This is a genomic window from Catellatospora methionotrophica, assembly GCF_011297335.1.
Taxonomy (GTDB): Bacteria; Actinomycetota; Actinomycetes; order Mycobacteriales; family Micromonosporaceae; genus Catellatospora; species Catellatospora methionotrophica.
The window spans coordinates 1-26,285 of sequence record NZ_JAAOTJ010000042.1 but is presented as its reverse complement, the minus strand read 5'-3'; the positions used below and the strand labels follow the sequence as shown (position 1 = coordinate 26,285).

The window sequence follows — 26,285 nt, the reverse complement described above, 5'->3', positions numbered from 1 at the left end:
CTGACCCGGGGCCAGAAGATCCTCGCCGCCGTCGCGGTGCTGGGTCGGGGCGAATTGGGTGTGCGGGGGGGTGCTGGCAGCGCATACCATTCGCGATCGTGACGGATCTGATCGACTCGCAGCTCACCGGCCGCCCCGAGAAGGGACCGACGGCGCTCGACTGCGTAATCTGCGGCCACGTGCCGGCCGCCGAGGTGAGCTTCTACCGCCACGTCGGCCTGGTGCTGTACGTCCGCTTCAACCGGATCCAGGGTCCGTTCTGCCGCGACTGCGGGCTGGCGAGAATGCGCGACGCCACCGCCGAAACCATGATCAGCGGATTGTGGAGCCCGGTCTCGGTCGTGCTCGCGCCGCTGGCGATCGTCCGCAACGTGCTGGGCCGCCGCACCGTGCTCGCCCTGGACAAGCCGGTCCCCCGCCCCGGGCAGCCCGAGTCCAACCTCGCGCCGCTGCCACCGGCCCGGCCGGTGCTCCGCCGGTTCAAGGCCTGGTTCGCGCCCGCCGTCCTGGCCACCGTGATCGCGGTCCTGACGTTCGCGGACCTGCCGTCGGCGGAGAAACTGGACGTGGTGAACGGCTGCGTCACGTTCGACAACATCCTGTACGCCGACACCGCCGACTTCGTCCGCTGCGACGAGAAGCACGACGCCGTGATCACCAGCATCGAGGCGAGCTGGCAGGACTGCGACGGCCCCTACCTCGAAAAGCTCTACCGCTACTACTGCCTCGCCCCCGCCCCGGGCGCACCGGCACTCGTCAACGTTCCCTGACCTGCCCGTACCCACCCGCTGTGGCGCGGCGGCTGGGGCAAGGCGCACGAACGCACGCGCTGGAGCGTGCGTTCGTGGCGGGTCGATCTCAGCGGGAGCGGTAGTTCCAGTGGGCGGGCCGGGTGGCGGGGCCGCCCCGGCCGGTGCGGCGGGCGCGGGCGCGGCGGGACTCGAAGGCGAGCTCCCGCTGGAGCTTGCACCAGCTCTCCCAGCGCCGCGCGGTGAGGCCGCCGTCGGCCAGTTCGGCGCGCACGGCGCAGCCGGGCTCGCTGTCATGCGCGCAGTCCTGGAAGCGGCACCGCTCGATCAGCGCGACGATGTCGGCGAAGGTCCGGTCGAGGCCCTGTTCGCCGTCGAGCAGGCCGACCGCGCGGATGCCCGGGGTGTCCAGCACCGCCCCGCCGCCGGGCACCGGCACCAGCGCCCGGTACGTCGTGGTGTGGCGGCCCTTGCCGTCGACCCGGCGGATGGTCTGGGTCTGCATCACGGTCGCCCCGATCAGGGCGTTGACCAGCGTCGACTTGCCCGCACCGGAAGCGCCGACCAGGCCCAGGGTGCGGCCGTGGGCGACCAGCGGCCGCAGCGCGTCCATGCCCGCGCCGGTCTCGGCGCTGACCGCGACGGCCTCGACGCCGGGGGCCAGCTCGGCGAGCTGGTCGGCCAGCGCCTGCGGGTCGGCGACCAGGTCGGCTTTCGTGATGATGAGCAGCGGCCGGGCGCCCGAGTCCCAGACGAGGGCGAGCAGGCGCTCGATGGTGGAGGGTTCGGGCAGCGGGTCCGGTGAGGCGATCACCGCCGCGGTGTCGATGTTGGCGGCCAGCACCTGGCCGGTGGCGTCCTTGTCGGCGGTACGGCGCACGATCGCGCTGCGCCTGGGCAGCACGGCCTCGATGGTGGCGCGGTTGTCCGGCCAGTGCCGCAGCGCCACCCAGTCACCGGCGCACGGCAGCGCGACCGGGTCGGCGGCGGCCGCGATCATGGCGGGCCCGCCGAGACTCGCCCGTGCCGTGCCGGTGCCGGTCAGCACCGTGCAGATGCCCTTGTCGGCGCGCACCACCCGGCCCGGCACGTGGTCCGGCCGGTCGAACAGCGGGTACGCGGAAGCGAAGTGGTCGTCCCAGCCGAGGGACGACAGGGAGACTGTCATCGGATTCCTTGTCATGGATGCGCGAGTGAAACGGGGGTCACGCCACCCGGGAGGATGGCGTGCTGGATACCTCGACAGACATGGCGCCACCTCCCTCGAAGTCATCGTGGCGAGCAGTCCTCGCCTTCGCCACCACGGTACGCGGGCCGCCCGGGGGCGGGCCACGTGATTTCGGCCGTCACCCGGCCGGGGGTCATTCACCCGCAGGGGCGTCCACCGCCGTCGACCGGCCCGCCACCAGCAGCGACCGGTAGGCATAGTGGTAGTCGGGGCAGCCGGGCCGGTGACACAGCCGACAGGCGGCGCCGGGCGCCGACGGGTCGGGCAGGTGGTCGCGCAGCATCCGCCGGTATCCCGCGGCCTGCGCGTCCGTGATGCGTCCAGTGTGCATGTCGCCTCCCGGCACAACCGTCACCAGGGCTCCCCGCCTCTCTACAGTGCACGCGCGAGATGCAACTTGCAACTCGGCACGCGAGCAAAGTTCCCGACGCGCCGGGGTCCCCTTGCCGAGCCGGTGGAGCCGCAGCAGACTGTGATCGCACTGTCGGCAAAGGAGGGTCGGGCGAAGGAGGGCGATGGCCACCTCGGGCACCTCACTGCGCCGCCGCCGCCTCGGCGTGGCGCTGCGCGAGCTGCGGGAACGCGCTGGCATGACGCACCAGCAGGTCGGCCCCGCGCTGGACTGCTCGCCGTCGAAGCTGAGCCGGATCGAGAACGGCGAGGTCGGCGTACGCCGCAGCGACCTGCTGGTGCTGCTGGAGCTGTACGGCCTCGACGACGCCGCCCAGCGCGACGAACTGATCGAACTCGCCCGCGAGTCCAAGCGCCGCGGCGGCTGGTGGCTGCAGTATGGCGAGCTGTCCCATCCGTATCTGAAGCTGATCCAGCTTGAAGCCGAAGCAGCCTCGATCCGAGGCAACGAACTCACGCTTATCCCCGGCCTGCTGCAGACGGAGGAGTACGCGCGGGCGCTGATCCGCACCGCCAGCCCGGATGACGAAGAGGAGGTGGAGCGACGGGTCGGCATCCGGCTGACAAGGCAGGAAATTCTGCGTCGACCGAATCCGCCAGAGTTCTGGGTGGTGATCGACGAAGCGGCGTTACACCGCCACGTCGGCGGCGCGGCGATCATGAAGGACCAGCTGGGCGTTCTTGCCGCGGCCTGCGAGCGCCCGCACATCACCGTGCAGGTGATTCCGTTCGAACACGGCGTGTACGAAGCCATGACCGGAACCTTCCGGGTGATGCGCTTTCCTGATCACAGAGACCCCGACACCGTCTATCTCGAAGGCTTCGGTGGAACCATCTACCTCGACGACGCGCGCGATATCGCACGATATAGCCTGGTTTTCGACCATCTCTGTGCGGCGGCGCTAAGTCCACAACTGTCACGTCAACGGATCCTCGCCGTTGCGCAGAGCTTCTCTGAGCATGTTTGAGGAGACGATCTATGCGCGATGTCGACCTGTCAGGCGCTGGGTGGCGTAAGAGCACCCGTAGTGGAGCCGCCCAGGGTGACTGTGTTGAAGTCGCCCACGTTCGGACGTCAGTCGCGGTCCGCGACTCGAAACACCCGGTCGGACCCGTCCTGCTCTTCTCCGTGAGCGACTGGCGATCATTCCTGGCGGGCACGAAGGCTGGCGAGTTCGACCGCTGACCGATTCCACAAACCACTAGACGTCTGTCGATACGCTCACGGGCAAGCGTTCCTGTGAGCCGGAGGAGTCGATGTGCGTCTGGGCCTACGTGGCATGGTCGGTTCAACCTATGGCCGGGTTGCCGTCGCCGTTCTCCTGTCGATGGCAACCACGGCCGTACTATTCGCGACGCCGTTCGCCCTCGGCTACATCGGTGACCTGCAAGGTGCCGACTGGGCCAGGCTGAGCGACGTCGCCGAGACCTTCGGAGCCGTCGCAACCCTCATCGGCACCCTCACGCTGGGAGGTGTCGCGGTCTCGTTGCTCATGCAGGCTCGCGACAACAAACTCAATCGCGAGCAGGCCCGCCGTAGTTTCCACCTCAACCTGTACGCCATGGCCTTCGACGACCCTGCCCTGCTGGAATGCTGGGGCGAGGTCGTGCCGCCGAACTACAGCGAAGAGGAGCACCGCCAGCATGCCTATGTGAATCAGATCGTGTCGTATTGGTCGATGCTGCACAAGGTGGATGAGCTGCCCGAGGACGAGTTGAGGCAACTGGCCACGGCCTTGTTCAAGCGCGCACCTGGTCTGCGCTATTGGCACGTCGCCAGCCCCTATCGCAGGGCGCTTCGAGGCACGAGACGAACCCGTGAGTTCGTGAGGATCGTCGACGACGAGTACCAGAAGGCGACTGCGAGCCGGCACGACACACCGCACCAGGGTCGACAACTGCAAGCGGCCGAAGGCATCGAGAACTGACCCGGATTCACCAGCCCTCGGGCCGGTAGGAGCCGAACGTCCACTGGTTGCCCTCGGGGTCGGCGGCGGTGTAGCTGCTGCCGCCGTACTCCTCCTTCTTCGGCTCGGAGACGATCTCCGCGCCCCCGGCGACGGCCCTGTCGTAGTGTGCCTGGACGTCGTCGACGATCACGTACAGCCAGGCCGGACCGGCCTCGAACGGCGTACGGCCGTCGCCGCCGTCGGTGATCGAGCTGACCATGACCATGCCGCTGCCGTGGGTCAGCTCGGCGTGCGCGACCGTCTCGTCCGCGCCCGGCACGACCAGCAGCTCCCGGAACCCGAACGCGTCCCGCAGGAAGCGGATCGCGGCCACCGCGTCGCGGTAGCGCAGTGTGGCAATCACCGATGCACCCGACATCATGACCTCCCACCAGCGACGCTACCGCCCGGCGAGCGGTCGGCGGGCGGTCATTCGATGAGCAGGCTCAGGCGGCCGTCGGTCTGCTCGACGACCAGCAGGGTGCCCGGGGGCACGTTCTCCAGGACCTCGGGGGGCAGCTGGACGGTGCCGTCGGAGGCGACGACGGCGAACTCGCGGCCCTCGCGGCCCTCCGCGCCGACGCGGCCGTCGCGGATGGTCACCGCCCGGCCTAGGCGCGCGCCGACGTCCGGGTCGTGGGTGACGGCCACGATGGTGGTGCCGCGTTCGCGGTTGATGGTGTCGAGGGCGTCGAGGACCTCGTCGCGGGCCTCGCGGTCCAGGCGGCTGGTCGGCTCGTCGATGAGCAGCAGGCCCGGCGAGGCGGCGACGCCGACCGCGATGGCGACCCGCTGGGCGGCTCCGGGCGGCAGGTCGCGTACCCGGCGGTGGCCCATGCCGACGAGCCCGAGCAGGGACAGGATGCGCTCGGGGCGCTCCACGTCGGCGGGGCGCACCTGCGCGGCGCGGCGCTGGGCCAGCCAGATGTTGGACAGCACGGAGGCGTACGGCAGCAGGTTGCGCCGGGCGCCCTGCAGCACCACGCCGAGGTCGGTGCCCCGCATGCGGGCCAGTTCGGCGTCGCTGACCCGGCCGATGTCGACCGGCCCGATCCGCACCTGCCCCGCGCTGGGGCGCATCAGGCCCGACAGCAGCGCGATCAGCGTCGACTTGCCCGAGCCCGACGGGCCGACCAGGGCCAGCTTCTCCCCCGCCGCGATGTCGAGGTCCACGCCGGACAGCGCGACCACGTCACCGCCGTCGGCCCGGTAGATGTGCAGCACCCGGCGGCACCGTACGGCCAGTCCCGTCATCGCTCCTCCTCCCTGCGGCGGCGCACCACGTGCGCCGCCGTCCAGCAGCCGGCCAGCAGCACCGCCACGGCGGCGGCCACCGGTCCCGCGACCGCGCCGGGCTCCGGGAGCACGGGCGGGGTGAACGTGGTGTCGCCGTCGGAGAAGACCGGCAGCACGGTCCGGGCCAGTGCCCAGGCCAGCGCCGCCGAGCCGAGTCCGGCGGCGACCGCGGCCAGCGCCAGCGCGCACCGGCTGCCGGCCGAGACCAGCAGCAGCGTACGGGTGCGCACGCCCTGCTCGCCGAGCACCGACAGCCCGCTGTCACCGCCGGGCCGCTCGAACATCGCCAGGGCGGGCAGCGCGACCGCGGCCAGCAGCACGGTCAGCGCGGCGACCGCGAGCGCGAACCACAGCCCGAGCCGGGGCGCGGCGCTGACCTGGGCCCGCCGCTGCGCCACGGTGTACTCGCCGGACACGGTCAGCCCGGCCCGGCGCAGCCGGTCGACGGCGTCGGCGGGCGCACCGGCCGACAGCCACACCTCGGGCTGCGACAGCATCGTCCCGCGGCCGAGCACGTACTCGGCGACGTCGAAGTCGACCAGGGCGCCCTGGGGGCCGAAGCGGGGCACCGCGCCGAGCGTGGCGACCGCCCGCACGGGCAGTTCCATGCCCCCGGTGGCGGTGAGCAGCGGCGAGCGCAGCGGGCCGGTGACCGCGATCGGCAGCGGGCCGGGCAGCGCGGCCGCGGACAGCCGCATGTCGGCCACTACCGCGGAGTCGACCGAGATCTGCAGGCCCCTGGCCGTACTGGTCAGCGTGGGGACCGGTCGCGCGGCGCTCGCGGGCGGCTGCGCCCAGCGGCTCACGTCGCCCAGGGCGGCGGCGTCGAGCACCGTCGCGCCCGCGCCGTCGCGGATCGCGTGGATGGTGACGTCGTAGCGGCGCTGGTCGGGTCGCATGTTCTGGAGCTGGATCTCGTCGAGCCGGCACGGCTCGGGATCGCAGAGCGACGCGTCCAGCTCGACCTGCTGGAAGCCGGGGCGTACGCCGGTCATGCGCAGGTCGTGGCGCAGCCCCCGGTCGGAGATCACCAGCAGCCGCAGTTGCAGCGAGAGCTGGGGGTCGGGGCTGTCCACGGTCACGTCGACGACCAGCTTCTTCGCCTTCACGACGATCGCCGTCGGTCCGGCGGGCCGCAGCAGGCGGGCCACCGCGGCGGGGTCCTGCCCGGCGGTGTCGGGCCAGTTCGCCACCCGCGCCAGCCGGGAGGTGTCGGCGGCCACGATGTTCTGCTGCTGGTTGCCCTTGTAGCGGGACACCGCCATCGCGAACTGCCCGTCGGGGTCGACGGCCGCGACGGCGGAGCGCAGCTGCACGGCCGACGCGCTCTCCACCACGGCCACCCGGGCCGCGCCGGTCTGCACCCGGGCCCGTTCGTCCCAGGCCCGCCCGGCCGTGTCGTACGCGGTGACGGCGAAGCCGAGCAGCCCGAACACGATCGTCACGAGCACCACCAGCCGCCCGGTGCCCGGCACGCGGGCCAGCGCGAACCCGGCCAGCCCGGTGCGCCAGCGGCCCCGCCGCAGCGCGGACCGCGCGATCCGGGCCGCCGCCAGGGGCAGCAGCCGGGCCGCGAGCAGCCCGCAGGCCAGCCCGAGGCAGGCCGGTGCGAGCAGGCCGATGCCGCCCGCGTCGCCAGCGGCGGCGGCCTGGTAACCGGCGACGGCGGCGAGGCTGGCCGCCGCGACCTCCAGTGCCGTCGCGAACCGGCCCCGGCGGGGCGCGCCGCTGCGCCGCAACAACCCGAGCACCGGCGTACGCAGCGCGCCGACCTGGGCGAACACGCCCGCGAGCAGGGCGCCGAGCACGGCGAACGCGGCGTAGCGCAGCGCTGCCCCGTCCCACTGCACGGTGCTGCCCGGCAGCGCCAGTTTGATCAGGCCCGCCGTCATCGCGTACCCGGCGAGCAGGCCCGGCACCGCCGCGGCCAGCACCGGCACGGCGACCTCGGCGAACGGCAGCGCCCAGCGCAGCCGGCCGGGCGTGCCGCGCAGCGCGGCCAGGCCCAGCTCCTCGCGCCGCTGGTCGACCCCGGCGGCGACGGCCAGGAACAGCACGAACCAGCAGATCAGGATCAGCGGCACGGCGGCCACGGTGACGGTGTCGGCGAGCATCCGGTCGCCCTGGTCGATACGCGCGCTGAGGTCGGTCATCATCGTGCTGCCGACGTATCCGCCCGCCGTGAGCTGCTGCTGCGCCTGCTGGATCTTCCCGGCCAGCGCGGCCGTGTCCGCGAACGCCGCGGGCTCGGCCACCAGGTCGACGGTCCTGGTCGCCTGCCCCCCGAACGCCTCCAGCGAGCGGTCCGTGGCGAACAGCACGGGCTGCTCGACGCCCAGCAGCGTCACCCGGTCGGCCCAGTACGCGTCACCGGCGTCCGGCCGCCGGTAGGTCCCGACGACGGTGAACCGCACCGGGTCGGGCGAGGCGATCGTGCTGAACGTGAGCACCCCGCCGAGCCGCACGCCGAGCAGTTCGAGGGTGTCGTCGGGCAGCACGGCCTCCCGGTCGGCGACCGCGCACCGCCCGGCGGTGACGACCAGCACCCGGCACACCCCGGTCCGTGAGGCCAGCACCGCGTCGGCGCCCTTGCCCGCGACGCCCTGCGCCTGCAGGCCGTACACGGTGCTCATGTGCTCGATGTAGGGCAGCGAGGCGGGGCGGGTCTCGGCGGTCTCGTCGGAGCTGGTCAGCTGCGAGGCGGTGAGCACGCGCTCGGTCACCGGGGCCTGCGCGATCTGGTCGAGCCGCAGCGACTGCGCGGCCGCCACGTGGTAGATCGGGCCGCCCGCGGCGGCGGCGGCGCAGGCGAGGGTGAGCAGGAACGTGATCAGGGCGGCGGCCCGCCGCTCGCGGATCATCTCCCACAGCAGCGGGGTCATCGGCCCTCCTCCAGATCCAGCCCGGTGACCTTCGACAGCCGCGTGCCCACCACGAAGGCGGCCGCCGACAGCAGCAGCGCGGCCACGGCCAGCACCGTCACCGGCAGGCCCGGCGAGGCGGCCGACTCCTCCGCCGCGTACGCCCCGAGCAGCCCGCCCAGGGCGGCGGCCGCCGCGACGATCAGCACGTAGCCGCTGCGGGTGGCCCGGCCCACGGCTCGCTGCGGCAGTCCCTGCGTACGCAGCGCGGCCAGTTCCGCCCCGCGCCGGGGCGCGTCCACGGCCACCACCAGCGCGACCGCGACCATGACCAGCAGCACCGCGAGCAGCGCCGCCCCGAGCCGGAACCGGGAACCGGGTCCCTGGCCGACGGCGAGGCCGTGCTCGGCACGCTGCGCTGCGGTCTGCGTGGACACCGGCACCAGACCGGTGTCGCGCAACCGGTCCACGGCGTCGGCGGGCGCGTCCGGCGAGAGCCACACCTGCAGGTCGGCGATGTTGTCGGTGCTGTCGCCGACCCGGTCGGCATACTCCAGATCGACCAGCAGCCCCTGCGTTCCGGCTCCTGGCAGCGCGGGCACCGCGGCGACCACGTCGACCGGGCGGCGCAGCGGGGTGAGCAGCTCGCCGCGGAGCACGGTGCGGTCGTGGGCCAGCCGGGCCTGCCCGGCCAGCACGGCGGGCATCGGCAGTGGCACATCGGCGACCTGCACGCGCACCTCCGGATCGGGGAAGCGCGGGTCGGCCGGTTCGTAGTCGACGGCGAGTCCTTCAGGCCCCGGCGTCAGCGAGACGCGTCCCTCCGCGCCGACCGTGGTCCGCCAGCGGGCCGGGTCGGTCATCGCGGGCTGGTCGGCGATCACCGCCGCCGGGCCGTCCTGGGCGATGCCGTGCAGCACCAGGCCACCGGGGTCGAACCGGAAGCTCAGCCAGGCCAGGCGGCAGCCGTCGCCGGACGCGCAGGCGGGCACGGACAGCCGCAGCGTGTGCCGGGCCCGGCCCGGGACCACGGCCCCGGTCGCGGTCACCGGCTCGCCGTGCGGCCCGTCGAGCACCGCGGTCAGCGGCAGGTCGATCTGCAGGGCCGCCGGCACGGTCAGGTCGAGCAGCAGCGTCGTGCCGGTGACCCGGACAGCGGGGTTGGCGGGCGGGCGCAGGGCCCGCGCGAGTTCGCCGGCGGTGACCTCGGCGGTGGCGGGCCAGTAAGCGACGCGGGCCAGCCGCGAGGTGTCGACGGCGACGGTGGTGCCGGACGAGGACTCCTGGCGGGCCACCGCCATCGCCCAGGTACCGGCGGGGTCGGCCTGGCGCACCAGCTGCATCAGCGCTGCCCGCGACGGTGCGCGGACCCGGACCACCTCGGCCGCGCCCAGCCCCAGCCGGGCCCGTTCCGCCTCGTCGGCCTGCAGCCCCTGCCAGCCGTACGCGGCGTGCCCGAGCAGCGCCATCACGATGACCACGAGGGCGACCAGCCGGTCCATGCCGGGGCGGCGCGCGGCGTACAGGGCAGCCAGCGTCGTGCCCGCCCGTCCCGCGCGCAGCCCGGCCCGCCCGAGCAGCCCCGCCAGCGGGCGCACCGCCCGCGCGGCGACCAGTCCCGCCGCGACCATCATCAGCACCGGCGCGGCGGCGGGCAGCACGTACCCGGCCAGGCCCAGCACCTCGTCGCCGTTGCGCAGCTGCACCGCTGCGGCGACCGCGACGACCACGACGGCCACCACGGCGATGCCACCGGCCGCGCCCCGGCGCGCGGGCACCTGCCGCAGCGCGTCCAGCACACCGCCGCGCTGCGCCCGTACGTAGGCGAGCACGACGCTGGCCAGCACCCCGAGGGTCAGCCCGACGCCGATCGCCAGCGCGGTCACGGACAGCTCGACCGGCCCGGCGGCGTCCATCGCGGCCCACGCCAGCAGCTGCGCGAGCAGGCGGCCCAGCACGAGCCCGACGGGCAGCGCTACCAGCACCGTGAGCACGCCCGGCCCGGCCGTCAGCGCGGCCCGGTGCCGGGCGGGCGCGCCGCGCAACGCACCGAGCACCGTCTGGGTACGCCGGGCCGCCGCGGCGTGGCCGACCCCCAGCAGCAGCACCCACCACGCGACGCCGAGCAGCAGCACCGCCCCGATGACCACGGGCACCGCCACGGTGTCGCGGTCCGCGACGATCTGTGGCAGCAGCCGGGACAGGCCCCCGGTGACGGCGATGCCGCGACCGGGCACGTCGCCCTCGCGCAGGGTGCGGGCCAAGGTGTCGACGTCGGCGGGGCTCATCGCGGTGAGGTCGGCGACGTAGTCGAGGGTGGCCTGGAAGGTGTCCGCGCCGAGCGCCTGCAGGCTCTCCGGCACCGTGAAGATCGGATTCTCGGCACGCAGCGGCACCGGGGTCAGCTCGGCACGGCCCGCCCAGTACGGGTCGGTCAGCGCGGCCGACTCACCGTCCACGGCGTACACCCCGGTGACGCGCAGCGGCGTGGCGGGCGTGCTGGGCTGGACCTGGAAGCCGAACGAGTCGCCCACACCGAGCCCGAGCCGGGACGCGGTGGTCGCGGCGAGCGCCGCCTCGCCCGGACCGGCCGGGCAGGCGCCGGTCAGCACCAGGTGCGCGCAGGCGTCGTCACGGGCGGCGAGCAGCAGTTCCAGCGGGGCGCCCGGCTCGCGGGGGGTGACCGCCCCGCGCCGGTAGCCGCCCCGGATCTCGCGCACCCCGGGCCCGGCGGGCACCGTGGCGATCGAGCCGCGCAGCTCGGCCAGGGCCGCGGCGTAGCCGTTGCGGGAGGTCATCTCGACGGTGACGGTGAGGCTCACCTCGGACGGCGTGGCGGTGTCGGCCGTGGCGGCCACGACGTTGCGGGCGGCGGCGTCGGCGTACAGCGGACCGGCCACCCCCACCGCCACCACGAGCGCGGCCAGCAGGCCCAACAGCGCCGTCTCGCCCAGCCGTTCCCGGATCGCGCTCAATACCAGCCGAACCATTGCCAACCTCTTGCCCGAACCCGTGGAGACCGCCATGCCATAAGCGATCAAGGCCCGGCCGCCGGTTGACCCCGGCCGCCGTTTCTGGCCGATCGGGCAGCGGCTGATCACCCGGAAGGGTGACCGGTCAGCGGGCGGCGTCCAGCCGGTAGAGGTCGTAGCGGCGCATCAGCTCGATGATCCGGTCGGCGTAGCGGGCGCCGCCCGCGTAGTTCGCGACCTGCAGTTCCCGCAGGAAGCGCTCCGGGTCACCCGCGTGCGCCAGCGCCTTGGCGTGCTGCGGCGCCCCGGCCAGCAGCGCCGCGTGGTCGGCGAACGAGTCGGCCTGATCCCGGTAGGCCCGCAGCGAGGCTCCGCCATAGGCGCGGCAGCCCAGCGCGATCCCGGCCGCCTGCCGTCGGACCTGCGGGCTTGCCGTCTGCGAGGTCATGGGAGCCGGTGAGATCGCGGTGGCCGGTGACGCGGTCGGAGCCGGTGCGGTCGGCGGAGCGGCAGTCGGCGGTTGCGGGGTCACCGCCGCAAGGGCGACCGGCGGCGCGCAGACGGTGTCGAAGTAGTTGTGGTCGCGGCGGGCGGCGCTCGCCCGGCCCCAGTCCGAGGCGTGTACGGCCTGGGCCACCAGCACCGAGGCGGGCACGCCCGAGGCGCGCGCCGCGTCCCGTGCCGGGCCGGTCGCCTGCTCCACGAAGTCGTGCGACGACGCGGGCGGCACCCGCACCGGTTCCTGCCCGCACCAGGGCAGCCAGGGGCGCTGCGGGGACCAGCGCACGAACGCCTCGGCGACGTACCGGTTGCCGGGCAGCCGCAGCCAGCCGGCCGACCCGGCGGCCTGCTGCCCGGTGGCCTGGCACTGCACGGCCAGCACCTGCCCGTCGTCGACGGTGCCGAGCCGGGCGGCCCGGGTGCCCGCCTCGCGGCGCACGTTGAGCACCGAGCCTCCGGCGGCGACCCGGGCGGTCACCGCACCGGTGCCGCCGGTGCCGCACCACGGCACCTCGGGGTGGGTCGGCGGCCAGGCCAGGTACGCGTCGGGCAGGTAGCGGTCCGCGCCGATCCGGACCCAGTGCGCGGAGCGGCGCTCGGTGCCCGTGACCTGCTCACCCCATACCTTGCAGTGCACGGTGACCCGGGTGTCGTCGCCGAGCGAGGCCATCGCGCGCTTGTCGGTGGCGGGCCCGGAACGCACGCTGACCACGCCGCCGTCGGTGTTGACGCGGGCGCTCAGGGCCGTCGGGCCGGCGAACCCGGCCGGGAGCCCGCCGGATGCCGTCGCGGCAGGCGCGGCCCAGGGCGGCGCGGCCGCGGCCAGCGCGGCTGGAAACGCGGTGAGCAGCAGGAATGGCGCTAGCAGAGCGGTGCGCAGCACGGTACGCGGCGTGGCCGACATACCACCAATAACGGAAGTTACGCGCGAAAGACACCCATACGTCCGGGTGATACCCGCCACGCGAACGACCCCGACCGCTATTTTGGATCACGGCTACCGGAGAATGGAACCATGCTTACCCGCCCCGATCTCCGTAACGTCGCTATCGTCGCGCACGTCGACCACGGCAAGACCACGCTCGTCGATGCCATGCTCACGCAGGCCGGCGCCTTCCACGCGCGCGCCGCGGCCGCCGATCGGGTCATGGACTCCGGCGACCTGGAGCGGGAGAAGGGCATCACGATCCTCGCCAAGAACACCGCCGTCAAGTACGTCGGCGAGAGTGGCGAGCAGGTGACGATCAACATCATCGACACCCCGGGCCACGCCGACTTCGGTGGTGAGGTCGAGCGCGGCCTGACCATGGTCGACGGTGTCATCCTGCTGGTGGACGCCTCCGAGGGCCCGCTGCCGCAGACCCGCTTCGTGCTGCGCAAGGCGCTCAAGGCCCGCATGCCGATCATCCTGGTCATCAACAAGGTCGACCGGCCCGACGCGCGGATCAAGGAGGTCGTGGACGACACCTACGAGCTGTTCCTCGACCTCGACGCCGACGAGGCCCAGATCGACTTCCCGATCGTGTACGCCTGCGCCCGTGACGGCATCGCCTCGCTGACCCAGCCGGAGGACGGCAAGGTCCCCAGCGACAGCGACTCGCTGCAGCCGCTGTTCCAGACCCTGCTCGACACCATCCCCGCGCCGACCTACACCGAGGGCGCGCCGCTGCAGGCGCACGTCACCAACCTCGACGCGTCGCCGTTCCTGGGCCGCCTCGCGCTGTGCCGGGTCCGCGAGGGCCGCATCCGCAAGGGCCAGACCGTCGTGTGGTGCAAGACCGACGGCACCCAGCAGAACGTACGCATCTCCGAGCTGCTGATGACCGAGGCGCTGGAGCGCAAGCCGGCCGAGGAGGCGGGCCCCGGCGACATCATCGCCGTCGCCGGCATCGCCGACATCATGATCGGCGAGACGCTCGCGGACGCGGAGAACCCGGTCCCGCTGCCGCTGATCACCGTCGACGAGCCCGCCATCTCGATGACCATCGGCACCAACACCTCGCCGCTGGTCGGCCGGGTCAAGGGCGCCAAGGTCACCGCGCGCATGGTCAAGGACCGGCTCGACAAGGAGCTCATCGGCAACGTGTCGCTGCGCATCCTGCCGACCGAGCGCCCCGACGCGTGGGAGGTGCAGGGCCGTGGTGAGCTGGCGCTGGCCATCCTCGTCGAGCAGATGCGCCGCGAGTCCTACGAGCTGACCGTCGGCAAGCCGCAGGTGGTCACCAAGACCGTCGACGGCAAGCTGCACGAGCCGGTCGAGCGCCTGACCATCGACTCGCCCGAGGAGCACCTCGGCGTGATCACCCAGCTGCTGGCCACCCGTAAGGGCCGCATGGAGCAGATGGTCAACCACGGCACCGGCTGGATCCGGATGGAGTGGCTGGTCCCGGCCCGTGGCCTGATCGGCTTCCGGACCGAGTTCCTGACCGACACCCGCGGCACCGGCATCCTGCACCACGTCTTCGAGAAGTACGAGCCGTGGTTCGGCGAGCTGCGCACCCGCAACAACGGCTCGCTGGTCGCCGACCGCTCCGGCGTGGTGACCGCGTTCGCGATGACGAACCTGCAGGAGCGCGGCACGCTGTTCGTCGAGCCGACCACCGAGGTGTACGAGGGCATGATCGTCGGCGAGAACTCGCGCTCCGACGACATGGACGTCAACATCACCAAGGAGAAGAAGCTCACCAACATGCGGGCGTCGACCTCCGACGAGACCGAGAAGCTGATCCCGCCGCGCAAGCTGTCGCTGGAGCAGGCCCTCGAATTCTGCCGCGAGGACGAGTGCGTCGAGGTCACCCCGGCCGCCGTACGCATCCGCAAGGTCATCCTCGACCAGACGCAGCGCGGCCGCCTCGCCGCCCGCCGCAAGCACGCCTGACCGGTAACACCGGCCGAAAGGCCCCCGTCCGCACCTGCGGGCGGGGGCCTTTTCTCGTCTGGCTACTCGTGGGTATGCTGCGCGGACCCGTCACCCCCTGGGAGATCAACTATGCGCGCAGACCGGCTTGTGCTGGGACTATTCGGCATCGCCTCGGTGCTGAACATCATCGCGTCCGGCATCCAGAGCCGGCCGCTGGACTGGGCGACCAAGCCGCTGCTGCTGCCGCTGCTCGCGCTGTGGTTCTACCTGAACCAGCGCGCCAGGGGGGTGCGGCCGACCCCCGGCATCCTGGCCGCGCTGCTGTTCTCCTGGGCCGGTGACGTGGCGCTGCAGTTCGAGGGCAGCACCCCGTTCATCATCGGCATGGCGCTGTTCGGCACCGCGCACGTCTGCTACGTGACGACGTTCGTGCGCAACGGCGCGCTGGCGCGGATGCGGCGGCTGCCGATGCTGCTGGTCCCGATCGGGTACGCGGTCTTCCTGGTCGCCGCGCTGACCTGGCTGTGGCCCGCGCTGACCGAAGCGGGGCTGGCGGTGCCGATGGCCGTCTACGGCACGCTGCTGTCGTCGACGGCGGCGCTGGCGGCGGCGTTCGGCTGGCGCACCGCGCTCGGCGGCGGCCTGTTCCTGATCTCCGACCTGCTGATCGCGGTACGCGTCGCCGACGCGTTCACCATCCCCGGCCCGCCGGTCTGGGTGATGGTCACCTACATCGCGGCCCAGTTCCTGCTGGCCACCGGCTGGGCCGAGCGCCGCGAACCCTGACCCCCCGGCGACACCACCGCGCCACACGGCACCCCCTCTCATAGACGCTGGCCTATGACATCGACTATCCGTCATCCGGAGTCGACGTCATAGGCCAGCGTCTATCAGAAGCCGTATCCGTCAGGCCGGACCGGGAGCCAGGCAGTAGATGTCGACGCTGGTGGTGCGGCCGCGCCGGGTGTGGGTCTCCTCCACGACGCCGATCGTGTCCGACGGGCACAGGTCCTCGTCGTCGACGACCTTCGTCACCATGCCCTCGTTCGGCTGGCTGCAGTCGACGAACTCGACCTCGGACCCGCCGGCCGACGCGACGACGCACCGCCCGATCTGGTTCTCCGGGTCGCTCGCGACGACGGCGAACACGATCGCGCCCACCAGGGCCAGCGGGATAAGCAAGCCGACGATGGTGGCCCGCTGGTAGATCGGCTTGCCCGGATTCCACGGCATGCCCGACGAGCCGTCGGGGGCCGGGACCGGGTCGGTGAGCCTGTTCAGCTTGCGGCGGCCGAACAGGTTCATCAGCAGGATGAACGGCGTGATGAGGAACGACGCCCAGCCCCACCAGCCCTGCACCAGGGTCCGGCTGGTCATGGTGCGGAAGATCGCCAGCCCGCAGCTGCGGCAGTAGGTGCCGCGCTCCTTGAGGAACTGCATCACGACGATCATGCCGCGGTGGCCGCGGAAGGTCATCTCCGCGGCCGGGCTGCAGCCGCAGTTCTGGCAGCGGAAGGTGCGGTCCGGCGGCGGCAACGGCGTGGAGAGATTCGAGGGGAACAGATCTGTCACGGCGCGGGACTCTAGTGCAGCCCGGAGCATGCCGCCGCCCCGCGCGTCGGTTACGCTGCCAAACCGTGATCACGCTGCAGAGCCTCGCGCCCGAACTCGACGCGTTCCCCGGCACCGCCTCCGTGTGGTGCGGCCCGCTCGGCGGGAGCGCGGTGTTCACCCGCGCCGAGAACGAGCTGCACTACGCGGCCAGCACCATGAAGGTCGGCGTGATGGCCGCCGCCTGGCGCGCCGCCGAGGCGGGTCGGCTCGACCTGGACGCCGAGATCGCCGTGCACAACGAGCACGTCTCGTCGGCCCCCGGCGGCCCGGCCTACGCCAACGACCCGGCGTACGACAGCGATCCGCAGGTCTGGGACCGGCTGGGCGGCACCGCGCCGCTGCGCTGGCTGATCCACCGGATGATCGTGCGCTCGTCGAACCTCGCCACGAACCTGGTGCTGGGCGCGCTCGGCCCGCGCGAGCAGGCGTTCGAGCAGGTCAACGAGGTGTGGAAGCTGTCCGGAGCGACCCGGGCGCACACCGACCGCGGCATCGAGGACTATCCGGCGCGCGACGGCGGCATCAGCAACGAGGTCACCGCCGCCGACCTGGCCGCGCTGTTCGGCGCGCTGGCCGCGCACCGGCTCGCCTCCCCCGCCGGGTCGGCCGCGATGATCGACGTGCTGACCGCGCAGGAGTGCCGCGACGACCTGCACCTGGGCTTGCCCGCCGGGACCCGGGTGGCGCTGAAGAACGGCTGGGTCACCGGCGAGCGGCACAGCAGCGCGCTGATCTTCCCGCCGGACGCCCCGCCGTACCTGCTGGCGGCCTGCACCACGGGTGAGGTGTCCGACGCGGACGCCTGCGCGCTGCTGGGCCGGGTCGCGGCGGCGAGCTGGGCGCAGCTCGGCGTGAACTGACCGTCACGCTGGTCAGTCGTTACCGATCGGTGCTTCTGCAGCATCTGTTTCAGACGTAGGGTCGAAAGCGTGTCGATCACCGCAGTTCGTACGCGCCGCATCTCCGCGCCGCTGCACACCCCGTTCGTGACCGCCCTGCGCCGGGCCACCGCCGTGGAGACGCTGCTGGTGGAGGTGGTCGACGCCGACGGGCGGTCCGGCTTCGGCGAGGCGCCGCAGGTCTGGGCGGTGACCGGCGCGAGCCTGGCGGGTTCGCAGGCGTGCGTCGAGGAGATGATGACGCCGCTGCTGCTGGGCCGCGATCCCGACGATCTGGCCGCCCGCTGCCGCGACGTCGCACGCGCCGTGGTCGGCAACGAGGCCGCCAAGATGGCCGTCGAGATCGCACTGCACGACCTGGCCGCGCGCCGTCTGGACATTCCGCTGGTACGCTTGCTCGGCGGCACGAACCTGACGGTGCCCACCGACGTGACCCTGTCCGCGGGCGAGGCGGGCGCACTGGCCGTCACCGCCAAGCAGCGGCTGGCCGAGGGCTTCACCGTGCTGAAGCTGAAGGTCGGCACCGACGCCGCGGGTGACCTGGCCCGCGTCCGCGCCGTCTGCGACGCCCTCGAACCCGGCCTCAAGCTGCGCCTGGACGCCAACCAGGGGTGGACCCCCCGGGACGCGCTCACCATCGTCAACCGCATCGCCGCCCTGGAACTGCCCGTCGAGCTGGTCGAGCAGCCCGTGGCCCGGCACGACCTGGACGGCCTGGCCTGGGTCACCGCCCGCGCCGACCTGCCGATCATGGCCGACGAGTCCGTCTTCGGCGTACGCGACCTGGTCGAGGTCATCCGCCGTCGCGCCGCCGACCTGGTCAACGTGAAACTGGCCAAGAGCGGCGGGCTCACCACCGCCCGTACGCTGCTGGAACTGGCCACCGCGCACGGCCTGGGCACCTGCGTCGGCTCCATGATGGAGGGCCCGGTCGGCATCGGCGCCGCCGCGAGCCTGGTCGCCGCCCACCCGACCACGGTCGTCAGCGACCTCGACGCGGCCTGGTGGCTGGCGGAGTCCCCGGTCACCGGCGGCATCCGCTACGAGGGCGCCACGGTGGTCCTGCCCGACGCCCCCGGACTGGGTGTGTCGCTTCCTGGCACAGCCGACTGAATCGAGGCGCGACATGAAGATCGCCACGGTGACCGCCCCGGTCGCCACCCTCTGGTCCCGCCCCGACGCGCCCCGCCCCGGCGTGGACGCCGCGGCCCTGGGTCCGTGCAGCGACGCCCGCTCCTGGGTGGCCGGCCTGGACGACACCGGCCGCATGTACACCGGGGTGCTCACCCAGCTCCTGCACGGTGAGCAGGTCCTGATCGAGGAGGTCCGCGACGGCTGGGCCCGCGTGGTCGCCACCGAGCAGCCCGCCGCCAAGCTCGACCCGCGCGGCTACCCCGGCTGGCTCCCCCTGGACCAGCTCAGCGTCCGCGAGACCGCCGACGGCGGCCCGCCCGTGATCGACCCGGTGGCCGCTCTGGCCGCCGCCCGCGCCTGGCGCGGCACCCCTTACGTCTGGGGCGGCCTCACCCCGTACGGCATCGACTGCTCCGGCCTGGTCCACCTGGCCTACCGCCAGCTCGGCGTCACGATGCCGCGCGACGCCGACGACCAGCGCGCCGCCACCGCGGACGTGCCCCTGGGCGGCGAACGCCCCGGCGACCTCTACTTCTTCGGCCCCGGCGACGGGACCGTCGCGCACGTCGGCTTCGTCACCGCGCCGCCCCACCCCGACGGCACCCGCCACATGCTCCACGCCTGCGGCGACGCCCACCTGGTGATCGAGGAGCCGCTGCGCCCCCACCGCGTGGCCACCCTCATCGGCGCGGGGCGCGTCACCCGCTAGGCCCGAACACGAAGAAGCCCCGGCCGGCCGGCCGGGGCTTCTGTCATGCCAGGGTCAGCCCACCGGAGTGGGGGACTTCTCCTCGTGGTTGTTCTTGGCCTCGCGGGAGGACTTGACGAGGCTGGCGACCGTGGCGATGGCCAGGATGCCGATGATCACGCCGAGCGAGACGCCGATGCTGATGTGCGGGACCGCGCTGAGGGGCTGGCCGCCGTTGATGAACGGGACGTTGTTGCCCGCCAGGGCCTCCATGATGAGCTTCACGCCGATGAAGCCGAGCACCGCGGCTAGGCCCAGCGAGAGGTAGACCAGCCGGTTCAGCAGGCCGCCGAGCAGGAAGTACAGCTGGCGCAGGCCCATCAGGGCGAACACGTTGGCGGTGAAGACCAGGAAGGGCTCCTTGGTCAGGCCGAAGATCGCCGGGATGGAGTCGAGCGCGAAGATCAGATCGGTGGTGCCGATCGCGATCATGACGATGAGCATCGGGGTGAACAGCCGCTTGCCGTTCTGCACCACGGTCATCTTCGCCTCGTCGTACTCCTTGCTGATCGGCAGCACCCGGCGGCTCCACCGGATCAGCGCGTTCTCCTTGAAGTCCGACTCGTCGCTCTCCCCGTGCTTGGTGAGCGTGTAGGCCGTGTAGATCAGGAAGACGCCGAAGATGTAGAACACCCAGACGAACCGCGACACCAGCGCGGCACCCGCCGCGATGAACGCGCCGCGCATGATCAGCGCCAGCACGATGCCGATGAGCAGCACCTTCTGCTGGTAGATCCGCGGCACCGCGAACCGGCTCATGATGATCACGAAGACGAACAGGTTGTCAACGGAGAGGCTGTACTCGGTCACCCAGCCGGCGAAGAACTCCTGGCCGTACTGCGACCCGTGGTTGTAGAAGATCCATGCGCCGAACGCGCAGGCCAGTGCTACATAGAAGACGACCCAGCCGGTCGCCTCCTTCATCGAAGGCTCATGCGGCCGCCTGCCGATGATCATCAAGTCCAGCGACAGCAGTGCCAGCAACCCGATGAGGGTGGCGGCCCATTCCCAAGTGGACACGTTCACGTGAACAGACCTCCGGTCGGCATACTTTTTGCCCCGGAGGTCTCTCCTGTCACCGGCGCACTGCCGATGACCGACGATGCCGGGATCTCACCAGGCCTATAGGGGCCGGGGGGAGCCGTGCTGACGACACCGTCGCGAGGGATACTCCCCTCCCGCGTCTCTCTATTGTTTACCACGGGAACCCCTGCACCCAGACGGGGTCGCCCGCACGGACGGACGTTTAGGTCATCCGGGACGTCCGGTCGGATCAGCCGAGTGGTGGCGCCAGCCCCCAGCCCGCGCTCAGCACCTGCTCGCACGCTGTCACCGCCGCCTTCAGCCGCACCTCGTGTGATCCGGACAACTCCACGACCGGGGCCGCCGACCCCGCCAGGACCTCGCGGAACCTTCCGGTCATCCAGCCGCGCAGATGCTCCCCGTCCCGCAGCCCGTCGTCGTCGAAGCCGACCCCGACATGCGAGGTCAACAGGTACAGATCGGGACGCCGGGCCAGTGCGCGCACCTCCGGTGACGAACTGCCCAGGTACCGTTCCTCCCAAACCTGGGTGGCGAGCGCGTCGGTGTCGCAGACCAGCAGCGGCGAGCCCTGCCCGGCGGCGGAGTCCTCGGCCGCGGACTGGGCCCGCGCCACCGCGACGAAGTCGGCCCGGTCCCAGGTCACGTCGAAGACCGTCGCCGCCGGGTCGGCCTGCCGGAGCGCGGCGAGCTTGCGCGCGGTCAGCTCCCGGCCGTACTCGGGCACCCAGCGCGTCGCCGCCCACACCCCGCCCCGCGCCGCGAAGTGCGCCGACAGCGCCGCGGCCATCGTGGTCGTGCCGGTCGACTCCGCCCCCAGCACCACCACCCGGCGGGTGAACCAGGCCCGCACCGGCGCGGACAGCATGGCCCAGTGCGCCACCGGATCGGCGCGCACCGCCGTGCCCGACACCGGGAACGCCAGGCGCGGCGTGTCGACCTCCACGTGCACCGCCCCGAACCGCCGAGCCAGCTCGTCGCCGTACTTCTCCGAACTGAACACGGCGTCCACGGCCCGGCTGCCGACCGCCTCGGCGAACACGGCGCAGTGCGCGTCCCATACCGCCGGATCGTCGTAGTCGACCCGCAGGTCGTCGTAGCGGCCCGCGAACCGCACCCACGGGGTGTCGGCGTGCTCGGCGCGCAGCCAGTCCAGCCGCGTCTCCAACGGGATCGACTCCTGCCGCGACGGCGCGACCACCACGGTGACCTCGGCGCAGGCCGCGGCCGCCGCCCGGATCAGGTGATGGTGCCCGGCGTGCGGCGGATAGAACTTGCCCACCACCATGCCGTGGGCGTACGCGCGGCTCACACCGTCACCGGCTCGGCGACCCGTGCCCGCAGCGCGTTCTGCCAGGCAAGCAGGCCCGCCACGCACAGGCCCAGGAACACGACGTAGAGCGCGCCGGTGAGCCACAGACCCTTGTACAGGTAGAGCGGGATGTAGATCAGGTCGGCGACGATCCAGATCCACCAGCTCTCCAGCTTCTTGCGGGTCTGCAGGTAGGTCGCGACCAGCGACAGCACCGTGGTCAGCGCGTCGGGCAGCGGCACCGTCGAGTCGGTCACCCGGGCCAGCAGCAGCCACAGCCCCGCGGTCGCCACCAGGCCGACCCCGGCCAGCACCGCCCACTCGGCACCCGTCGTCCGGGACACCTCCAGGCGCCCGCCCCGCTCGCCGCCGCGCAGCCACTGCCACCAGCCGAGCAGGCCCAGCACCACGTAGACCACCTGCAGGCCGGCGTCGGCGTACAGGCCGTACGTGACGAACACCACCAGCAGCAGGAGCACGTTGAGGATGCCGACCGCCCAGTTGGCGACGTTCTGGCGCACCAGCAGCCACACGTTGAGCACGCCGGTGCCGAAGCCGAGCACCTCGGCCCAGGTCATCGGGGTGCCGTTGACGGTGAACGCGGTGCTGAGCAGCCAGTCGAGCATGGGCGACACCCTAGGGCACGCGCACCAGAGCCCGACAGCCGTGCAAGGATCACCGTCATGGTGCTCGAGATCGCTCAGATCGACGTCCAGCCCGGCCAGGAGGACGCCTTCGCGGCCGCGTACGCGCAGGCCCGGCCCTGGCTGGCGAACACGGACGGCTGCCTCACCACCCGGATGACCCGCGGTGTCGAATCGCCGTCGCGGTTCGTCCTGCTGGTCGAGTGGGAGTCGGTGCAGGCCCACGAGGAGAACTTCCGGGCCACCGACCGTTTCACGCAGTGGCGCACGATCCTGAGCCCGTTCTTCGCCAAGCCGCCGTTCGTCGAGCACTACACCGACCTGCCCGGCCAGGGCTGAGCCCGCCTGCCGCACGGCGCCTGCGACCTGCCATGACCGACCGCACCCTCACCACATCCGACGGCGTGCCCGTCGACGCGCACCACGATCCGGGCGACCCCGGGCTGGCGTTCGTCGTCGGCCACGGCTTCACCGGCTCCTGGCGGCGCGACGCCGTACGCCGGGCCGCCGGGATCTTCGGCCGCTCCGGTGGCGTGATCAGCTTCGACTTCCGCGGCCACGGCCGCTCCGGCGGCCGGTCCACGGTCGGCGACCTGGAGATCCACGACGTCGAGGCGGCCGTCTCCTGGGCCCGCGAGCTGGGCTACCGCCGCATCGTGACGGTCGGCTTCTCGATGGGCGCGTCCGTGATGGTGCGCCACGCCGCGCTGGTCCGCGGCATCGACGCCGTGGTGGCCGTCAGCGGCCCCGCGCGCTGGTACTACCGGGGCACCCCGCCGATGCGCCGCGTGCACTGGGTGCTGGAGCGGCGGCTGGGCCGGTTCGTCGGCCGGGTCGCGCTGCGCACCCGGATCGCGGCGGGCGGCTGGGACCCGGTGCCCGATCCGCCGTACGCCGTGGCCGGGCTCATCGCCCCGATCCCGCTGCTGGTGGTGCACGGCGACGCCGACGCGTACTTCCCCGTCGAGCACGCCGAGCAGCTGTTCGCCAACGCCGCCGAGCCCAAGGAGCTGTGGCTGGAGCCGGGCTTCGGCCACGCCGAGAACGCCGCGCCCGACGAGCTGCTGGAGCGCATCGGCGCCTGGGCGGCCGCGGGCCAGTCGGGGGTGCGCCGCGAGCGTCCGTCCAACTAGGTTGGTGGGCATGAACGGGGACGAACGACTGACACGGGCGTACGAGCTGTACGAGGCTGCCGTCTTCGGTGGGGACACCACCGCGACCGAGACCGGCCACCACGGCCTGGACAGCCTCGAAGCCGACCTGGCGCTGGCCCGCGGGCGGCTGCTGCACGCCGACTTCCTGCACCGCCGCGAGGAGGACCCGGGCGAGCTGCCCGCCTTCGAGCGCGCCCTCGACCTCTACACCAGGCTCGGCGACACGCGGGGGCAGGGCGAGACGCTGTTCTGGCTCGGCTGCTTCCACCAGGTCGTACGCGACGACGCCGCCACCGCCCGGCCGCTGCTGCAGCGCTCCTTCGACCTGGCCTCGCACGACGGCGACCAGCTGACGATGTCGTACGCGATCCGGCACCTCGGCTTCGCCGACCTGGAGGCGGGCGACCGGGCCGGAGGCCGCGAGAAGCTGGAGGAGTCCGCCCGGATCCGCCGCGAGCTGGGCTTCCTGCCCGGCCTGGCGGCGGCGCAGCTGGCCCTGGCACAGCTCGCCTACGAGGAGGACCGCGACGAGGAGGCGGCCGCGCTGCTGGAGCAGGCCCGCGCGTCGGCCGCCCGCAGCCGCGCGCACGGCGTGCTCGCCTGGATCGACGCGGCCCGCGTTCGCATCTGACCTCTCCGCAACGTCGGCGCAGGAGCCGACGGATCAGCTCCTGCGCCGAGTGTGGCTGCGTGCGGGCCGATCAGCCCGCCGCGAACCGGTCATCTGGTCGCCGCCATGACGGCGAGCAGATGGTTGCGGACGGCCCGCAGAGCCGGCTGGGACGGGTCCCACGCCGGGTCGGCGTTACTGCGCCGCTGCGCGGCCGTCAGCGATAACGCGGCAGCCGCCTCTTCCGGCGACTGTGTGCGCCTGTGCCTGTCTTCGACCATCGAGACCTCCTCGGTGTCGCCGAGGGCGTTCGACACACCGGCAGCAAAGCAGCCCGGAGTACGCGGTTCACGAACCGCCCCACTGCATGGGGACGTCGTGCCTGTTCCGTCGGGAAGATCGGCGCTCCACATCGAACGCCGGTCACGGAACGGGCCCGCCCTTACGTGTCCTATGACCGCACCGCCGGTGCCGAAACCTATCTCGCCCACCCGATTCGCCGAAGATGTGCGAATAGGGCATCTCGACATCGCGCCCAGCGGTCCGGCCACGCGGGTCGGTCCGCTACGGCCGGGTCAGGCCGCGCGGGTGAACCGAGCGCGGCGGCCCAGCGTGGTGAAGCCGAGCCGGCGGTACAGCGCGGCCGCACCCGGGTTGTTGACGTTGACGTCGAGCAGCATCTCGCCCGCGCCGTCGGCGGCGGCCGCACGCAGCGAGGCGACCGTCAGCGCCGCACCGACGCCCTGCCCGCGCGCCGCGGGCAGGGTGCCGACCTGCACCAGCCAGCCGTCGCCGCAGACCACGAAGCCGAGGTCGGTGCCGTCCGGGCCGACCGCGAGCAGCGACCACGGCGGGCGGAAGTCGTCGTCGACCAGCCAGCCGGTCCACTGCTGCTCGTCCCAGTCCGGGAACCCCGGACGCTCGGCGAACGCCGCCCGGTACGCCGCGTGGAAGCGGGCCACCGTGTCCGGGGCCCAGCCGACCAGGCTGACCCCGTCGGGCAGCGCGACGTCGGGGATCTCCTTGAGGTCGTGGCGCATCACGTCCTCGGCGAACGACCGCGTCAGCCCACGGCTGGCGAACAGGGCCGCGGCGGCGTCGGTCAGCGACTCGGTCTCCACGACCTCCGCCCCGGCCAGCAGCCAGTCCAGCGCGGCCGCACCCAGACCACGGCCGCGGGCAGCCGGGTCGACCAGCGCGGTGCCGGTGACCGTGCTGCCGGTGGGCCGGATCGCGGCGGCGGCCACGAGCGTGCCGTCAGGGTCGTACGCGCCGATGGCGAGCCCGCCCTCGGCGGCGTAACGCCGCGCGGTGAAGCCCTCGCCCGCGGCCAGCGGCAGGCCGCCGTCGACGGCGAGACACCGGGCCGCGAGGCGGGACACGGCCGGCACGGCGTCGGCGGCCAGCGGGGCGAAGAGGGCGTCAGCGTGGGTCACGGGACGCGAGCCTAGACGAGTTCGGGGCGTACGGCACTGGATTTGCACTGCCACCATGTGCGGCTGTGGACTCCCCCTCGCCAGCACCCGATCGGGTCACCGGCACCGCCCTGACCGAGCAGGTCCAGGCCCTCGCCGACCGACCCCGCCCCGGCCGCACACCGGCCGGCCGCCTGCCCCGTGGTCACCTGATCGCGCTGGCGGTCTTCGCCGCGATCGTCGCCGTGTCGTGGTGGCATCCCCGCTGGCCCGCCGAGCAGGCGCTGCACCACAGCCTGACCGTGCTGGCACTGGCCGGGCTGCTGTGGGCGCGGTGGCGGCTGCGGCTGTCGCTGAGCTCGTTCGTGCTGGTACTGCTGTTCCTGACGCTGCACACCGTGGCGGCCCGCTGGATCTACTCGTACGTCCCCTACGAGCAGTGGTGGCAGGCGCTGACCGGCACCGTCCCGTCCGGCGGGCGCAACCACTTCGACCGGCTGGTCCACTTCGGATACGGGCTGCTGCTGGCCCCGGTGCTGGTCCAGGTCTGGCGCGGGCGCGGCAGTGGACGCGGCCGGGCCTGGCTGCAGGCGGTCCAGGTGATCGTGTCCACCGGCGCCCTGTACGAGCTGTTCGAGTGGGCCATCGCCCTGTCCCTGGCCCCCGACGCGGCCGAGGCCTACAACGGCCAACAGGGCGACCCATGGGACGCCCAGAAGGACATGGCCCTGGCCCTACTCGGCGCTGCGCTGGGCGCGACCGCCGCCAACCTGCCGCAACTCTTAAAGAGTCGCGGCCTCAGAAGGTGACCGAGGCCGCGACTCTTTAAGAGTTGCGCGAGGGGTGGGGCCGGGCCGGGCCGCGCCCGCCGGGGTGGCGGGCGCGGG

The 26,285-nt window shown here is 72.8% G+C and carries 26 protein-coding genes; 13 read left to right on the top strand and 13 right to left on the bottom strand.

The genetic code is table 11. The features are described 5' to 3' along the window. Positions 1–98: 98 nt before the first annotated feature. Positions 99–770 (top strand): hypothetical protein, encoded by a 672-nt coding sequence (locus HAV40_RS37505; RefSeq protein ID WP_166389071.1) that lies wholly within the window; start codon positions 99–101, stop codon positions 768–770. 88 nt (positions 771–858) lie between these two features. Here the strand turns inward: HAV40_RS37505 and rsgA are convergent, their stop codons facing one another. Beyond that, on the bottom strand, positions 859–1,917 hold the full coding sequence (rsgA, locus tag HAV40_RS37500; RefSeq protein WP_166389070.1) for a ribosome small subunit-dependent GTPase A: 1,059 nt from the start codon (positions 1,915–1,917) through the stop codon (positions 859–861). 193 nt (positions 1,918–2,110) lie between these two features. Continuing rightward, complete coding sequence (locus tag HAV40_RS37495) at positions 2,111–2,308, bottom strand: DUF2083 domain-containing protein (protein WP_166389069.1); 198 nt, start codon at positions 2,306–2,308, stop codon at positions 2,111–2,113. A gap of 184 nt (positions 2,309–2,492) precedes the next feature. Between HAV40_RS37495 and HAV40_RS37490 the strand changes: the two genes are divergently transcribed. From HAV40_RS37490 to HAV40_RS37480, 3 genes are all read left to right on the top strand, one after another. Continuing rightward, positions 2,493–3,356: a helix-turn-helix domain-containing protein gene (locus HAV40_RS37490; RefSeq protein ID WP_166389068.1), complete on the top strand. Its 864-nt coding sequence runs from the start codon at positions 2,493–2,495 to the stop codon at positions 3,354–3,356. Positions 3,357–3,367: 11 nt separating this feature from the next. Beyond that, positions 3,368–3,574, top strand: a complete 207-nt coding sequence (locus tag HAV40_RS37485; RefSeq protein WP_166389067.1) for a DUF397 domain-containing protein — start codon at positions 3,368–3,370, stop codon at positions 3,572–3,574. Positions 3,575–3,647: 73 nt separating this feature from the next. Further along, positions 3,648–4,316: a DUF6082 family protein gene (locus HAV40_RS37480; protein ID WP_166389066.1), complete on the top strand. Its 669-nt coding sequence runs from the start codon at positions 3,648–3,650 to the stop codon at positions 4,314–4,316. Between the two features lie 7 nt (positions 4,317–4,323). Here the strand turns inward: HAV40_RS37480 and HAV40_RS37475 are convergent, their stop codons facing one another. The 5 genes from HAV40_RS37475 to HAV40_RS37455 form a co-directional block, all read right to left on the bottom strand. Continuing rightward, complete coding sequence (locus HAV40_RS37475) at positions 4,324–4,701, bottom strand: VOC family protein (protein ID WP_239085790.1); 378 nt, start codon at positions 4,699–4,701, stop codon at positions 4,324–4,326. Positions 4,702–4,766: 65 nt separating this feature from the next. Continuing rightward, positions 4,767–5,591 (bottom strand): ABC transporter ATP-binding protein, encoded by an 825-nt coding sequence (locus HAV40_RS37470; RefSeq protein WP_166389064.1) that lies wholly within the window; start codon positions 5,589–5,591, stop codon positions 4,767–4,769. Further along, the gene (locus HAV40_RS37465) at positions 5,588–8,515 is read right to left on the bottom strand and encodes an ABC transporter permease family protein (RefSeq protein WP_166389063.1); all 2,928 of its coding nucleotides are present in this window, start codon (positions 8,513–8,515) and stop codon (positions 5,588–5,590) included. Before HAV40_RS37465 ends, HAV40_RS37470 begins: the two co-directional genes overlap by 4 nt. Then, positions 8,512–11,484 carry a hypothetical protein gene (locus HAV40_RS37460; protein WP_166389062.1) on the bottom strand — a complete coding sequence of 991 codons (2,973 nt, stop codon included), beginning with the start codon at positions 11,482–11,484 and terminating at the stop codon, positions 8,512–8,514. Before HAV40_RS37460 ends, HAV40_RS37465 begins: the two co-directional genes overlap by 4 nt. Positions 11,485–11,611: 127 nt before the next feature. Next, positions 11,612–12,871: a glucosaminidase domain-containing protein gene (locus tag HAV40_RS37455; protein WP_166389061.1), complete on the bottom strand. Its 1,260-nt coding sequence runs from the start codon at positions 12,869–12,871 to the stop codon at positions 11,612–11,614. Positions 12,872–12,982: 111 nt separating this feature from the next. On the opposite strand from HAV40_RS37455, the gene typA reads away from it, so the two are divergent. Beyond that, positions 12,983–14,845 (top strand): translational GTPase TypA, encoded by a 1,863-nt coding sequence (gene typA / locus HAV40_RS37450; RefSeq protein WP_166389060.1) that lies wholly within the window; start codon positions 12,983–12,985, stop codon positions 14,843–14,845. A gap of 111 nt (positions 14,846–14,956) precedes the next feature. Further along, positions 14,957–15,613, top strand: a complete 657-nt coding sequence (locus tag HAV40_RS37445; protein WP_166389059.1) for a lysoplasmalogenase — start codon at positions 14,957–14,959, stop codon at positions 15,611–15,613. 120 nt (positions 15,614–15,733) lie between these two features. Here HAV40_RS37445 and HAV40_RS37440 read toward each other — a convergent pair whose 3' ends face one another. Beyond that, positions 15,734–16,399, bottom strand: a complete 666-nt coding sequence (locus HAV40_RS37440) for a hypothetical protein (protein ID WP_166389058.1) — start codon at positions 16,397–16,399, stop codon at positions 15,734–15,736. Between the two features lie 68 nt (positions 16,400–16,467). Here HAV40_RS37440 and HAV40_RS37435 point away from each other — a divergent pair, with 68 nt between their 5' ends. From HAV40_RS37435 to HAV40_RS37425, 3 genes are all read left to right on the top strand, one after another. Beyond that, positions 16,468–17,301 carry a serine hydrolase gene (locus tag HAV40_RS37435; protein ID WP_166389074.1) on the top strand — a complete coding sequence of 278 codons (834 nt, stop codon included), beginning with the start codon at positions 16,468–16,470 and terminating at the stop codon, positions 17,299–17,301. Between the two features lie 69 nt (positions 17,302–17,370). Continuing rightward, positions 17,371–18,453, top strand: a complete 1,083-nt coding sequence (locus HAV40_RS37430; protein ID WP_166389057.1) for a mandelate racemase/muconate lactonizing enzyme family protein — start codon at positions 17,371–17,373, stop codon at positions 18,451–18,453. Between the two features lie 13 nt (positions 18,454–18,466). Then, positions 18,467–19,183 (top strand): C40 family peptidase, encoded by a 717-nt coding sequence (locus tag HAV40_RS37425; RefSeq protein WP_166389056.1) that lies wholly within the window; start codon positions 18,467–18,469, stop codon positions 19,181–19,183. 54 nt (positions 19,184–19,237) lie between these two features. On the opposite strand, the gene HAV40_RS37420 is transcribed toward HAV40_RS37425, so the two are convergent. The 3 genes from HAV40_RS37420 to pnuC form a co-directional block, all read right to left on the bottom strand. Beyond that, on the bottom strand, positions 19,238–20,248 hold the full coding sequence (locus HAV40_RS37420) for a TerC family protein (protein ID WP_166389055.1): 1,011 nt from the start codon (positions 20,246–20,248) through the stop codon (positions 19,238–19,240). Positions 20,249–20,495: 247 nt separating this feature from the next. Continuing rightward, entirely contained in the window at positions 20,496–21,575 is a 1,080-nt protein-coding gene (locus HAV40_RS37415; RefSeq protein WP_239085793.1) for an AAA family ATPase, read from the bottom strand. Then, positions 21,572–22,201 (bottom strand): nicotinamide riboside transporter PnuC, encoded by a 630-nt coding sequence (gene pnuC, locus HAV40_RS37410; RefSeq protein ID WP_166389054.1) that lies wholly within the window; start codon positions 22,199–22,201, stop codon positions 21,572–21,574. The genes HAV40_RS37415 and pnuC overlap by 4 nt, the downstream gene beginning before the upstream one ends. Before the next feature lie 57 nt (positions 22,202–22,258). Between pnuC and HAV40_RS37405 the strand changes: the two genes are divergently transcribed. Genes HAV40_RS37405 through HAV40_RS37395 form a run of 3 tightly spaced genes read left to right on the top strand, consistent with a single transcriptional unit; the run spans position 22,259 to position 24,004 of the window. Continuing rightward, positions 22,259–22,558, top strand: a complete 300-nt coding sequence (locus tag HAV40_RS37405; protein ID WP_166389053.1) for an antibiotic biosynthesis monooxygenase family protein — start codon at positions 22,259–22,261, stop codon at positions 22,556–22,558. A 32-nt stretch (positions 22,559–22,590) separates the two neighbouring features. After that, the gene (locus tag HAV40_RS37400; RefSeq protein WP_166389052.1) at positions 22,591–23,352 is read left to right on the top strand and encodes an alpha/beta hydrolase; all 762 of its coding nucleotides are present in this window, start codon (positions 22,591–22,593) and stop codon (positions 23,350–23,352) included. A 10-nt stretch (positions 23,353–23,362) separates the two neighbouring features. Then, on the top strand, positions 23,363–24,004 hold the full coding sequence (locus tag HAV40_RS37395; RefSeq protein WP_166389051.1) for a tetratricopeptide repeat protein: 642 nt from the start codon (positions 23,363–23,365) through the stop codon (positions 24,002–24,004). Between the two features lie 89 nt (positions 24,005–24,093). Here HAV40_RS37395 and HAV40_RS37390 read toward each other — a convergent pair whose 3' ends face one another. Beyond that, positions 24,094–24,300, bottom strand: a complete 207-nt coding sequence (locus HAV40_RS37390; RefSeq protein ID WP_166389050.1) for a hypothetical protein — start codon at positions 24,298–24,300, stop codon at positions 24,094–24,096. Positions 24,301–24,558: 258 nt separating this feature from the next. Beyond that, the gene (locus tag HAV40_RS37385) at positions 24,559–25,419 is read right to left on the bottom strand and encodes a GNAT family N-acetyltransferase (protein WP_166389049.1); all 861 of its coding nucleotides are present in this window, start codon (positions 25,417–25,419) and stop codon (positions 24,559–24,561) included. A gap of 65 nt (positions 25,420–25,484) precedes the next feature. On the opposite strand from HAV40_RS37385, the gene HAV40_RS37380 reads away from it, so the two are divergent. Continuing rightward, positions 25,485–26,207, top strand: a complete 723-nt coding sequence (locus HAV40_RS37380; RefSeq protein WP_239085794.1) for a DUF2238 domain-containing protein — start codon at positions 25,485–25,487, stop codon at positions 26,205–26,207. The last annotated feature ends 78 nt before the right edge of the window (positions 26,208–26,285 follow it).

Bases quoted from the DNA above. Each gene is read 5' to 3' on its own strand.
- HAV40_RS37485 (WP_166389067.1), top strand. From the start codon at position 3,368: ATGCGCGATGTCGACCTGTCAGGCGCTGGGTGGCGTAAGAGCACCCGT.
- HAV40_RS37400 (WP_166389052.1), top strand. From the start codon at position 22,591: ATGACCGACCGCACCCTCACCACATCCGACGGCGTGCCCGTCGACGCG.
- HAV40_RS37405 (WP_166389053.1), top strand. From the start codon at position 22,259: ATGGTGCTCGAGATCGCTCAGATCGACGTCCAGCCCGGCCAGGAGGAC.
- HAV40_RS37490 (WP_166389068.1), top strand. From the start codon at position 2,493: ATGGCCACCTCGGGCACCTCACTGCGCCGCCGCCGCCTCGGCGTGGCG.
- HAV40_RS37460 (WP_166389062.1), bottom strand. From the start codon at position 11,484: ATGGTTCGGCTGGTATTGAGCGCGATCCGGGAACGGCTGGGCGAGACG.
- HAV40_RS37495 (WP_166389069.1), bottom strand. From the start codon at position 2,308: ATGCACACTGGACGCATCACGGACGCGCAGGCCGCGGGATACCGGCGG.
- HAV40_RS37425 (WP_166389056.1), top strand. From the start codon at position 18,467: ATGAAGATCGCCACGGTGACCGCCCCGGTCGCCACCCTCTGGTCCCGC.
- HAV40_RS37470 (WP_166389064.1), bottom strand. From the start codon at position 5,591: ATGACGGGACTGGCCGTACGGTGCCGCCGGGTGCTGCACATCTACCGG.
- HAV40_RS37395 (WP_166389051.1), top strand. From the start codon at position 23,363: ATGAACGGGGACGAACGACTGACACGGGCGTACGAGCTGTACGAGGCT.
- typA (WP_166389060.1), top strand. From the start codon at position 12,983: ATGCTTACCCGCCCCGATCTCCGTAACGTCGCTATCGTCGCGCACGTC.
- HAV40_RS37465 (WP_166389063.1), bottom strand. From the start codon at position 8,515: ATGACCCCGCTGCTGTGGGAGATGATCCGCGAGCGGCGGGCCGCCGCC.
- HAV40_RS37445 (WP_166389059.1), top strand. From the start codon at position 14,957: ATGCGCGCAGACCGGCTTGTGCTGGGACTATTCGGCATCGCCTCGGTG.
- HAV40_RS37455 (WP_166389061.1), bottom strand. From the start codon at position 12,871: ATGTCGGCCACGCCGCGTACCGTGCTGCGCACCGCTCTGCTAGCGCCA.
- pnuC (WP_166389054.1), bottom strand. From the start codon at position 22,201: ATGCTCGACTGGCTGCTCAGCACCGCGTTCACCGTCAACGGCACCCCG.
- rsgA (WP_166389070.1), bottom strand. From the start codon at position 1,917: ATGACAGTCTCCCTGTCGTCCCTCGGCTGGGACGACCACTTCGCTTCC.